An 11775-nucleotide genomic window follows, 5' to 3' on the forward strand; every position below is an offset into this window, starting at 1 on the left:
AACATAAAAGATAAACTCTCACCGCTAGTTGAAAAAGTCCGGGAATTTTACGAAGAAAATAAAATGCTTTCGTATATAATTGCGGGCCTGCTTGCTCTTCTTCTCTTGTGTATAATTCTTTTGATAGCCTTAGCTGGAAAGAAAAAAGAACCTGACGTAATACCGGGTACAGTACTTGAGCTTACAGAGCCTCTTGCAGTACCTGATGGTCCTGAACTTCCAAAGGACTACACTGCTTCCCGAACTCCAAAAGAAAAATGGAGCGAAGAAGAAGCTGAAGAATGGTTTACACTTCCAGGTCAAAAAGAAATTGATTCGCTTTCAAAAGCAAATGATAATTTAATAAATGAAATAACAGGAGCCGCTCCATGAAAAAAATCCTTATAGCATCTTCATGTGCATTCATGCTCTGCTTTACATCTTGTGCAAGTAAGCAGGCTCCGGAAAGTGAATCTCAGATAGAAGCACCTGCAACAGAAAGCACTGAAGCAAAAGACAATTCAGCTCAAGATAATAATCAGGCTGATGCAGAAGAAAACTCTTCAAAAGATACAGAGACTCAAGCAGATGAAGAATCAATAGATGAAAATGATTCTTTCACTTCAGAAGATTTTCCTGAACCTGAAACAATTGAAGAACCTGAAATAATAACTTTGGAAGCGCCTGTTGAACCAGAGCCATCTGAAAATGAGCCTGCTTCTGAAGAAGTAAAGAATGAAGAGCCTCCAGAAATTACGGTCGTAAACAGCAATGAAGAAAATCAGACCGCAGAATCAGAAGAAACCGGAGAAGAAAAAGAAGACCTTTCAGAAACTTCTGAAACACCTTCACAGGAAGAAGACAAAGATCTTGAAGACATAACAGCCAATGATGTAGTTATTGTATCCAAACAGGATTCAGACGGTATTTCTGGCGGCATTGATATCACTGATGATGATTCTGATTCAGCTGCAAATCTAAGCGACATAGAAAAAGATATTACTCCATCTCGTTCAGTTACACTTAAGAAGTTTGAATATCTTGATGTAACCTACCCTGGCACGGGCTGGATTTACATGGGATTAACTGATAATTCAAAAGATCTTGCATACTTTGGCCGCAAGCTTGGTACAAAAGATACAAAGTTCTCTTTACAGGCTCGTGCAGCAGGAACTAAGATTATCCACTTCTACAGAAACGATCCTCTTACAGGCCAGTATCTTGATGATTATGTTGAAGTTATAATTCAGGCAGAAAATGGTTCTAACAAAACTCACATTGAAGCACCAGAATATAAACTGCCTGTTCAGAAAAAAGTAAAGCCTGCTATAAAAGCGACAGAAGAAGAGACTCCTGAAAATACTGAAGAAAAAGAAGCTGATAAAAAAACTGAAGCTTCACCTGCCAGGGACACTGCGAAGGCCCCTGTAAAAACAGATACATCTCCAGCAGCTACAGAAAGGGCATCTGCACAGACTGTAAATAAAACAAGCAACGCCGTATCAGCTACAAAAGAAAACGTAAATGCAGTTGAAACTCAGGCCTCACAAGCCGAAGCTGCAAATACCGTACCTGCCACAAATCCTGACACTCTATTAAAGGAAGCTCAGGTGTTATATAATGAAAAAGAATATTCTGCAGCTCTGAACAAACTTAAACAATTCTTTGAATATTCAACAGATAATGGCGACGAAGCTCTTTATCTTAAAGGACAGATACTGGAAGCAAAGTCTGATGTCCGCGATATAAAGGGCGCAATTGATGCATATACTACGCTTACAAAAAACTATCCTGCAAGTAAACTTTGGGACAGTGCAAATAAGCGTATCATATATTTAAAAAGATTCTATTTGGAGGTTAGATAGATTCCATGAAAAATTCAATTAAATCTATTCTTATTATCGGATTGGGCACTGCCCTTTTATCATCCTGTGTATTAGGTCGTCCTGCAAAGGAAGAAGCTCCTGTCCGCTCAATTACAGTCTCGGGCACTGGAAGTGTTTCGGTAAAGCCTGATATGGTTTCGATGAAGTTTATTGTAAGGACAACAGGATGGAACTGCCCTCAGGCTGCAGAGCGTAATGCAATCAATACAACAAACACAATCAATGCAATTAAGGAAGCAGGAGTTCCTGAATCAGATATTTCAACTTATGATTATTCTATTACTCAGGATAACTCACACAACTATGCCGGCGAATACACAGTACGCAATACGATTGCCGTACTCATCAGAAACGTAGATATTACAGGAAAGGTAATTGATGCCGCTGTAAAGAACAATACAGGTGCAAACGGAATTACTTCTTTTGAATATCTTGTTTCTGATAAGGCAACTGCTTTACGCGAAGCCCGCACTCTGGCAATTAAGAATGCACAGGATGCAGCTTCTCTTTTAGCAGGAGCAAGCGGATGTAAGGTAAACAGTGTTCTTGAAATCCGTGAGGATTACATAAGTGCCGGCCGTGGTAATGAAATGCTTTACAAGGCTGCTTCAATGGCAAACGGTGCTACACCTACACCAATTACAGAAGGAAACGTAACAATCACTTCTAACGTGACTGTAAAATATGAATTAACAAACTAAAACATAGACCCCGAAACCAGTTCGGGGTGACAGAAATATAAGAGGACTAAAAATATGTTGGACTACAAATTTATTAAAGACAATCTTGATGCTGTAAAACAGAATATCATCAACCGTAACATGACTGCCGATGCAGACAAGGTTGTAGAACTTTTTGACAAGCGCACTGCCCTTGTAACAAAGCTTCAGGGACTTCAGCAGAAGCGTAATGAAAACGCTCAGGCTATGAAGCAGAAACTCGATCCTGAAAAACGCAACGAGCTCATTGCTGCAGGAAAGGCAATTAAAGATGAAATCACATCTGTAGAAGCAGAAACCAAAGAAACTGAAGCAGCCCTCGAAGAAGCTGCCCGTCAGATTCCAAACATGGTTCACCCGGATGCACCAGTTGGAAAGCTTGATACAGAAAACCTCGAAGTAAAAAAGGTTGGAACTCCACGCAAGTTCGACTTTGAACCAAAGGATCATGTTCAGCTTGGTGAATCACTCGACATCATCGACTTTGACCGCGGTACAAAGGTATCTGGTCCAAAGTTCTATTATCTGAAAAATGAAGCAGTATTCCTTGAGCAGGCTCTTATTATGTACGCCCTCAACACTCTCCGCAAGCACAACTTCCAGATGTTCATTACACCTGATGTTGCAAAGGAAGAAGTTCTTAAGGGTATCGGCTTCAACCCACGCGGAAATGAATCTAACGTTTACTCAATCGAAGATGAAGGAACCTGTCTGGTTGCTACTGCAGAAATTACACTTGGTGGATATCATCAGGATGAAATCTTAGACAAGGCAAGTCTTCCACGTTTCTACGGCGGACTGTCACACTGTTTCCGCCGCGAAGCAGGTGCTGCAGGTCAGTTCTCTAAGGGACTCTACCGCGTTCATCAGTTTGATAAGGTAGAAATGTTTGCTTACTCTACTCCTGAACAGTCAGACGAGATTCACGAAAAGCTTCGTCTGATTGAAGAGGAAATCTTTACTGGTCTTGGTCTTCCATTCCACGTTGTAGACACCTGTACAGGAGACCTCGGTGCCCCTGCTTACCGCAAGTGGGACCTGGAAGCATGGATGCCTGGCCGCAACGGTGGTGAATACGGAGAAGTAACTTCAACTTCTAACTGTACAGACTACCAGGCTCGCCGCCTCAACATCAAATATAAGGATGACGACGGAAAGAACAAGTACGTTCATACTTTGAACGGAACTGCAATTGCTGTAGGCCGTGCAATGCTTGCTATTCTCGAAAACTATCAGAATGCAGACGGCTCAGTAACAATTCCAGAAGTACTTGTTCCTTACTGCGGATTCGACACAATACGACCGAAGAAGCGTTAAAAAACTTTCCGAAAGGAAAGTTTTAGCTTCAACTTATTTTCTGCCTAAAAAATAGGAGACATTTATGGACGAAACAGAAGGCCTGAATCAGAAGCAACAAGCTGGTTCAAACAGAATATTTTACCTTATTCTTTTCTTTGCTGTTGTACTGGCAGGCTTTCTGTGTAAAACCATGTCAACTGTATTAATACCTGTTGTTCTTTCATTCATGCTTTCTTTTGTATTCCTACCAATCATAAAAAAGCTGAATGTAAAAACAGGTATACCCTGGGTTATCAGTTCTCTTATAATTGTTTTTTTGTTCTTCGTTGCCCTGCTCGGAATTACATCAATTCTTATTACTTCGCTTAGCGGAATTATTTCTGAATTTCCAAAATATGAAAACCGTTTTATGTCTATCTACCAGCTGATAGCATACAATCTTGGAATAGAAATTGATAATACAAAAAGCCTTTTTCAAAACTTATGGGCATCTTTAAAAGTTCGTGAATATACACAAAAACTTGCCGTTATGCTTTCTTCCGGCGTAATTTCTTTCAGTAAAACACTTTTCCTTATTTCAATTATGACTGCATTCATCCTGCTTGAAATGCGTCTCACCAAAAGAAAAATGCATTATGCATTTAAAGAAAACCGCGCAAAAATCACCCGCATTTCTAATCAGATAATTAACCAGACAATGCGTTATATTTCAATAAAATTCTTCATCTCTTTAGCAACTGGTCTATTATGCGGCTTTGCTTCATTGATAATAGGTCTTGACTTCCCTATTGTTTGGGGCTTCCTTGCCTTTATTATGAATTTCATTCCGATTTTTGGTTCTATAATTTCTGTAGGACTTACAACAATATTCTCTTTAATTCAATTTTATCCGAACTGGGGAAAAACACTTTTTGTTCTGATTTTTATGACTTCTGTAAACATGGTTCTTGGAAATATTCTTGAACCACGTATCGAAGGTAAAAACCTGGGTGTATCACCTTTCATAATTCTCATAAGCTTGTCTTTATGGGGGTATATCTGGGGCTTTACAGGAATGCTTATTGCAGTACCACTCATGGTTATTATCAAGATTTTCTGTGAAAACATTGAATATCTTAAAGGTCTAGCAATTTTGATTGGAAATGATCCAAGACAACAGCCTCAAGAGCAGGAAGAGAAGAAAGAAGCTTCTAATTAATTAAACAGTGTACTAGTTGCCTTTTCGTATAGAAAACGCAGATCCTCTTCCTGCAGCGTTGTATAGCGGAAATCTACACAGGAATATAAACCATCACCACTACGATATATTTTATTTACTACACTTGTAACAAATATATCTCTTGTAAGAATTGGACCGCGCTTAATGGAGAATGAAAGCTTAATTCCATATTCTTCATTTGCAAAGAAGGTACAGTTTTGCGTTTCCATTCCAACTACAAGTCTTTCATGATCTACAAAGAGAATTGAAAATGGTCTGATTCGATTTTCCATTGCTTCCATTTTCTGTGTATGTGGTTCTGTAAGATATTTGCAGACAGGAATAAGCTGAAGACCGTTACCTGCATTCTTTTCCTGTTTTGCCTGCTCTACAAAGAGTTCAAGCAATTCCTTTGCTTTTTTCTGATATTCCAGAGAAATTATTTTCCAGACAGGACGAACAAAGAGTTCAAGGCCTTCTTCTGGAATACATTTCAAATTTAAGTCTTTTCTTGATTTGCAGTCAAAATATATTACCGAAGAAAAATCATAATCTGATTCTTCCTCAATATCAGAAATACGTTCTATCTGATCTGGAATTGAAAGAGAAAGACCTTTCTTTGTTTCTTTTACAGGAGAAATAAAATAAAGGCCTACACGATTAAAATAAAATTCAACCTTAACATTTTTATCAGCAAAACTTGATACTGATTGTGGTGGATTTTCAAGAAGAATTTCCCCGCTCTTTTTTACCTGGATATGTTCACCTTTTATTGCCACAGGGAAGATTTGGGATGTAAGGGAACGTATTTCACCTTCAATATCCTCTTTATCTTCGGACAGAGGTTCTTCTACCGGGGTAAGCGTTACAGGTACATTACCATCAATAAGATACTGAAGTACAAGTTCACGTTCTATTCCTGTAAGTTTGTCATGCTCCATCATACTTTTTTCCACCTGTTTATAGTAATCTGGTAAAACTCATTATTTCCACTGGAATTTAGAAATACCGTTACATCTATAATACCACAGGTTGTATAAAAACGCACAGGAATCTGCATAATTTCTGAACCGATAAAAGGCTCACCAAAAGTCCATTTTGTAAAAAGTCCGTCAGTATCTATTTTTGCCGGATAGTTTTCTTCAAAATTATTTTTCCAGCCTTCTTCAAGGTCTTTTATAAAGAATACATAGTTGAAAATGTATTTCCTGCTGAAATATGCATCTGCACCTGAATGATTTTCTGATGAAAGACAGCTGCAAAAATTATTCATCTTATCCTTTATTGAAGGGCGGATATTTCTTGTATCAAGGCTTCCAAAATCGTCTAATTCCGGATAAACAGGCTCTTGATTTGTCTTTGAAATTTTGAAGATTTCTTTGCTATATGGAACTTCAAGTCCAAGTTCTATTGAATTACGGTTAATAGTTTGTGAGAGTCTTTCTTTTTCAAGTTCCTGAGTCCAGGTTATACTCTGTTCTTTCTCTTTTACAGCCTGTTTGATTGTATCATTATCATTGTAGACAAGTTTTGTTTCTGAAGTATTTTTACAGGCAGCTGTTGATAGAAGAATAATAGCAGAAGAAATTATATATATGTATTGTCTTAAGTTTTTATTCAATTTAAACTCCTGCCTTCTTATAATTACTTTTTGAATGCTATTAATAATAACATACTTTATAATCATCGTCATTAACAGAAGGCTAAAATTATGAAAAAAATATAATTTTTTTTCATAATCTATTGACACAAATTAGTATAAATGGTATAAATTAAACATCAACTGACGGGCAGTTAGCTCAGCTGGTACGAGCGTCTGGTTTACACCCAGAATGTCGGGAGTTCGATCCTCTCACTGCCCAGCTTAAGACACTTCATTTTGAAGTGTCTTTTTTTGTTTAAACGGATTTTTTTTTGCATTAATTCGGATCTCATTTCTCCCGACATTCTGTCAGAAGTCGCTCACTCCCGTTCGCTCCTACCCTTTTATCGGATAATCCTAAACAATTGCTTTCGCAATTGTTTTTAACGGATTTCCGATTTTAGGGTGTCAGGAGTTCAATCCTCTCACTGCCCATCTTAAAAGACTTGGTTTTTTACCAAGTCTTTTTTATTTAACGACGTTTTTTTGTTTAAAGCAGCCTGATCCTATGATATAATTAAGGAATCATTTTTTTATTGGAGGATTAAAATGAAAAAAATCATTGCAATTCTGGCAGCTTTACTTCTTACTGGAAGTTTGTGTTTTGCTGCTGACCCTGCGGAGGGATTCTGGATTAGTGTAGATGAAAAAACTAACGAAGATACTGCAGGATGGAAAATCTGGCAGGAAGGCGGAAAGCTTTATGGAAAAATCCTTTCTGTTGCCGACAAACCACAGGATGAAAAAGCAACTGGTGGTAAAGGAAAGACTTACGACAACTTTATGAAAGGTGCTGATGTAGGTACTCTCACTGTTGTTGGAACTACCTGGATCTGGGACCTTACCAGTCAGGGAGACGGAAAATGGGCAAACGGCTATATTATTGATCCGGGTGACGGAAAACGTTATAAATGCCGTATCACTTTCCACAAGGGAGACGGAAAGAAGTTTAAAGGCGATACTCTCGAAATGCGCGGAGAAGTAGGACCTTTCGGACGCAGCCAGTTCTGGAAGAAATCAACTGAATCTGCTGCAGCAGGTTTACGCTAAAATAATTTTATAACAGGAGTTATGTGTGGCTAATCTTTTTTCACCTGATGGTATTGTACTTCTTGCAAAAAAGCCCGGACTTACTTCGTTCTCATCTTTGCACAGTATAAAAAAGGCATTAGGTACAAGTAAGGTTGGTCACACAGGTACTCTCGACAGCTTTGCACAGGGTCTTCTTGTAGTATGTACAGGAAGACTCACAAGGCTGGCAGGAAATATTACAGAATTTGATAAATCTTATGAGGCTGTAATCAAATTCGGTGAAGAAACAGATACTCTAGAATATACAGGTAATATCATAAAAACAGCCCCACTCCCCACCTTAGAAGCCCTTAAAAAGGCAATCAGTAAATATACAGGAAACATAATGCAGGCACCACCTTCTTTTAGTGCTGTACACGTAAACGGAAAAAGGGCTAGTGATCTTGCGCGGGAAGGAAAAACTGTTGAGATTCCCCCCCGCCCGATTACCGTTTACGAAGCAAACTTGCTGGAAACTAAAACTGATTCACAGGGATTAATCGAATATTGCAAAATCTCTTTTACTGTTTCTAAAGGAACTTATATCCGCTGCCTTGCCAGGGATATTGCAAAAGAAGCATGCAGTGCAGGACATCTGGCCGGCTTGTACAGAACCCGTGTGGGTAATTTTGATATTAAAGATGCTGCAGGTTTTAATGAACTTGCAGATTTTTCAATAGACTCTTCAATTCAAGCAGCAAAAGAAAAAATTGATTTACAAAAGCCATATCCGGATGATTTAGCTTTGCAGAAAGAAATACAGAATAAAATACGCGGCTGTGACCGTTCAACAGCAAAATTATGTGGTTTTAAGTCTATTACACTTAAAGACCAGGCAGCTGAAAAAGACTACTGCAATGGTAAGCCCCTTCGCTCTGCCCTTTTTACCTGTAATCTTCATGACCTTGCTCCAGGTGCTTTTTATGCTGTTTTTACACAGGACGAAATATTCAGGGGCCTTATAGAAAAAGAAAGCGGTGGACGTATCCGCCACCGCTTTGTACTTAACTAGTTATTTTCTTTTTCAGCTTTTTCAAGCTCGTTCAATTTCTGAACCATATCAAAACCGGCTTTCATACCAGCATCCACAAGGAACTGAAGTTTTGGAAACTGACGTATTCTAAGCTTCTTTGCAATTTCCCGCTGAATAAAACCAGCTGCAGCCTGAAGCCCGTCAACTCCCTTCTTTACCTGTCCATCTGGAAGGAAAGAAGAAACATAAACCTTTGCATAACCGAGGTCTGTTGTAACTTCCACACGGTTAATACTTAGGAAGGTTGAAACACGCGGGTCTTTTACTTCCCCGCGCAGAATCAACTGGGAAATTTCGTCACGGAGCTGGTCATTCAGTCTCTGAATACGATACTGTCCCATTACTGAGCTCCTTCTGAACCAGCAGATGTTACATTACGCTTTGCAGCCTCTGCCTCTTCTTCGGCAATAGTCTTACCAAGCTTCTTTGCAACTTCGATAATTTCGAATACTTCAAGCTTATCACCAACCTGGATATCCTGCCAGTTCTCTAAGCCGATACCACATTCGTAGCCTACGCTAACTTCCTTAGCATCGTCCTTAAAGCGTTTGAGGGAAGAAATCTTTCCGGTAAAGATTACGATACCGTCACGAACAAGGTTTACGCTTGCAGAGCGGCGAACAATACCTTCTGAAACCGAACAACCGGCAATTACGCCAACCTTTGGTACCTTGAATGTATTGCGTACTTCCACCTGACCGATAACTTCTTCCTTTGTATCCGGCTGAAGCATACCTTCCATAGCGGCCTGAATTTCTTCGACACACTTATAGATGATATTATATTTTCTAATCTCAACCTGTTCCTGTTCGGCAAGAGTTTTTGCCTTTGGAGTAGGACGTACGTTGAAGCCGATAATGATTGCATTTGAGTCAGCCGCAGCAAGAGTAACATCAGATTCATTAATAGCACCCGCACTTGAGTGAATAACTGAAAGGCGGATTTCGCGGGTAGAAAGCTTTTCGAGAGAAGCCTTGAGGGCTTCTGCAGATCCCTGAAGGTCGGCTTTAATGATAACCTTAAGTTCTTTAACTTCGCTGTCTTTAATATCACTGAAGAGAGTATCAAGAGTTGTCTTCTTAACTGCCTTAGCAGCTTCGAAGCGCTTAAGCTCCTGACGCTTTGCAGAAATAGCACGTGCATCCTTTTCGCTCTCAGTTACCTGGAATGGGTCACCTGCATTAGGCATTTCTTCCATACCAAGAACTTCAACTGGAGTTGAAGGACCTGCTTCTGTAATGCGGCGTCCTCTGTCATCAAACATAGCACGAACACGGCCTGAATAAATACCGGCAACAAATGGGTCTCCCTGGCGCAAAGTACCACGCTGTACAACTACTGTTGAAACAACACCGCGTCCCTGGTCTACACGGGATTCAAGAATCTTACCTTCTGCACGACATTCGTAGTTTGCCTTAAGCTCAAGCATTTCAGCCTGAAGAAGAATTGCGTCAAGAAGATCATCAATACCTTCTTTCTTAAGAGCAGAGTTGTGTACATACTGAGTATCTCCACCCCATTCTTCCGGAGTAAGGCCCTGCTCAGAAAGCTGAGTCTTAACACGGTCCGGGTTAGCTTCCGGCTTATCAACCTTGTTTACAGCAACGATGATAGGAACCTTAGCGTCCTTAGCGTGAGCAATAGCTTCCATTGTCTGAGGCATTACACCATCATCAGCAGCTACTACAAGAACAACGATATCTGTTACCTGAGCACCGCGGGCACGCATCATAGTAAATGCTTCGTGACCTGGTGTATCGAGGAAGGTGATTTTTCCCTTAGGAGTTGAAACTGAGTAAGCACCGATAGACTGGGTAATACCACCGGCTTCTCCTTCTGCAACGTGAGAATGACGGATAGCATCCAGAGTCTTTGTTTTACCATGGTCTACGTGTCCCATTACAGTTACGATTGGAGGACGAGGAAGAAGTTCTACACCATCATCCTTTTCGCTTTCAATTACAGTTTCATCATAAAGGCTTACGAGGTGAACCTCACAGCCGTATTCTGCAGCAAGAAGAGTTGCAGTATCAGAATCGATTGACTGGGTGATGGTAACCATCATACCCATGCCCATCAATTTTGCGATTACCTCACTTGCCTTAAGGTTCATCTTGCGGGCAAGGTCAGAAACCGAAATTGTTTCCATGATATCAATTGACTTTGGAACTACAGAAGCCGGAGTTTCAACCTTCTTCTTCTGACCAAAAAGATTGTCATCGTACTGCTCTTCGTCCTTGCGGTTATATATCTGTTTTTTGCCTTTGAATGCTTTTTTAGCAGGCTGGCGTGACTGATCAACTGGAGGAACCGGAGCTGCGCCGCCCATTCCGCCTGTGCGAGGTCTAAAGCCTCCCTGTCCGCCCTGGCCGCCACGGAAACCACCCTGGCCTCCCTGACCACCGCGGTTAAAGCCACCTTGTCCGCCACGGTTAAAGCCTGGACGTCCGCCCTGACCGTTATTGTCGCGGTCGCGGTTCTGATAATTCTGACGAGCCTGTGAGCCAGAGAAACCTCCGCCCTGACCATTTCTGTCACGGTTATAGCCGCCTGGTCCACCCTGGCCGCCACGATATCCGCCGCCCTGGCCTCCCTGACCACCGCGGTTGAAACCACCCTGTCTAGGTTTGTCTGAAAGATTACCTGCCTTTACGTTAGGACGAGCAGAGTTAAGTTCAAAAGTACGAGCTTTTGTTCCTTCAGGTTTACCAGCAGAAGCTGCCTTTTCTTCGTTTTTATGCGAAACTACTGCTGCAGTTTCGTTTTTCTTAACGACAACATGCTTTTGAGGCTGTGTATTTGTTTGTGGATTTGCAGGAGTCTTCTTTTTTACAACGACTACCTTTTTCTTTTCTGTTGAAGCATTAGCAGGAGCAGCGTCCTGCTGCTTTTTATGCACTACAAATCCGGGCTTTTTTTCGTTTTCTTCAGCCATTATTATCTCTTAC

Annotated in this window: 11 protein-coding genes and 1 tRNA gene; 8 read left to right on the forward strand and 4 right to left on the reverse strand. The window is 40.5% G+C overall.

What is annotated here, in order from left to right:
- Window positions 1-63 precede the first annotated feature (63 nt).
- From G626_RS0104480 to G626_RS15400, 5 genes are all read left to right on the forward strand, one after another.
- On the forward strand, window positions 64-372 hold the full coding sequence (locus tag G626_RS0104480; RefSeq protein WP_156003172.1) for a hypothetical protein: 309 nt from the start codon (window positions 64-66) through the stop codon (window positions 370-372).
- Window positions 369-1844, forward strand: coding sequence for an outer membrane protein assembly factor BamD (locus G626_RS0104485; RefSeq protein ID WP_022931594.1), 1476 nt, complete (start codon window positions 369-371; stop codon window positions 1842-1844). Before G626_RS0104480 ends, G626_RS0104485 begins: the two co-directional genes overlap by 4 nt.
- A gap of 5 nt (window positions 1845-1849) precedes the next feature.
- Complete coding sequence (locus G626_RS0104490) at window positions 1850-2566, forward strand: SIMPL domain-containing protein (protein ID WP_022931595.1); 717 nt, start codon at window positions 1850-1852, stop codon at window positions 2564-2566.
- Between the two features lie 54 nt (window positions 2567-2620).
- Complete coding sequence (gene serS / locus G626_RS0104495; RefSeq protein ID WP_022931596.1) at window positions 2621-3901, forward strand: serine--tRNA ligase; 1281 nt, start codon at window positions 2621-2623, stop codon at window positions 3899-3901.
- 64 nt (window positions 3902-3965) lie between these two features.
- Complete coding sequence (locus G626_RS15400; protein ID WP_022931597.1) at window positions 3966-5081, forward strand: AI-2E family transporter; 1116 nt, start codon at window positions 3966-3968, stop codon at window positions 5079-5081.
- On the opposite strand, the gene G626_RS0104505 is transcribed toward G626_RS15400, so the two are convergent.
- Together G626_RS0104505 and G626_RS0104510 are read right to left on the reverse strand one after the other, a co-directional pair.
- Window positions 5078-6037 (reverse strand): hypothetical protein, encoded by a 960-nt coding sequence (locus G626_RS0104505; RefSeq protein WP_231365100.1) that lies wholly within the window; start codon window positions 6035-6037, stop codon window positions 5078-5080. The two genes, G626_RS15400 and G626_RS0104505, sit on opposite strands and share 4 nt — an antisense overlap.
- The gene (locus G626_RS0104510) at window positions 6022-6702 is read right to left on the reverse strand and encodes a hypothetical protein (protein ID WP_022931599.1); all 681 of its coding nucleotides are present in this window, start codon (window positions 6700-6702) and stop codon (window positions 6022-6024) included. The genes G626_RS0104505 and G626_RS0104510 overlap by 16 nt, the downstream gene beginning before the upstream one ends.
- A gap of 167 nt (window positions 6703-6869) precedes the next feature.
- Here G626_RS0104510 and G626_RS0104515 point away from each other — a divergent pair.
- From G626_RS0104515 to truB, 3 genes are all read left to right on the forward strand, one after another.
- Window positions 6870-6943 (forward strand) — tRNA-Val (locus G626_RS0104515).
- A gap of 329 nt (window positions 6944-7272) precedes the next feature.
- Window positions 7273-7773: a DUF2147 domain-containing protein gene (locus tag G626_RS0104520; protein ID WP_022931600.1), complete on the forward strand. Its 501-nt coding sequence runs from the start codon at window positions 7273-7275 to the stop codon at window positions 7771-7773.
- A 25-nt stretch (window positions 7774-7798) separates the two neighbouring features.
- Entirely contained in the window at window positions 7799-8806 is a 1008-nt protein-coding gene (gene truB, locus G626_RS17285; RefSeq protein WP_022931601.1) for a tRNA pseudouridine(55) synthase TruB, read from the forward strand.
- Here the strand turns inward: truB and rbfA are convergent.
- Together rbfA and infB are read right to left on the reverse strand one after the other, a co-directional pair.
- Window positions 8803-9168 (reverse strand): 30S ribosome-binding factor RbfA, encoded by a 366-nt coding sequence (gene rbfA, locus G626_RS0104530; RefSeq protein ID WP_022931602.1) that lies wholly within the window; start codon window positions 9166-9168, stop codon window positions 8803-8805. The genes truB and rbfA overlap by 4 nt on opposite strands.
- A complete protein-coding gene (gene infB / locus G626_RS0104535; RefSeq protein ID WP_022931603.1) occupies window positions 9168-11762 on the reverse strand; it encodes a translation initiation factor IF-2 in 2595 nt (864 codons plus the stop codon). The genes rbfA and infB overlap by 1 nt, the downstream gene beginning before the upstream one ends.
- Between the last annotated feature and the right edge of the window lie 13 nt (window positions 11763-11775).

Source organism: Treponema bryantii NK4A124, from assembly GCF_000421345.1.
Lineage (GTDB): Bacteria > Spirochaetota > Spirochaetia > Treponematales > Treponemataceae > Treponema_D > Treponema_D bryantii_B.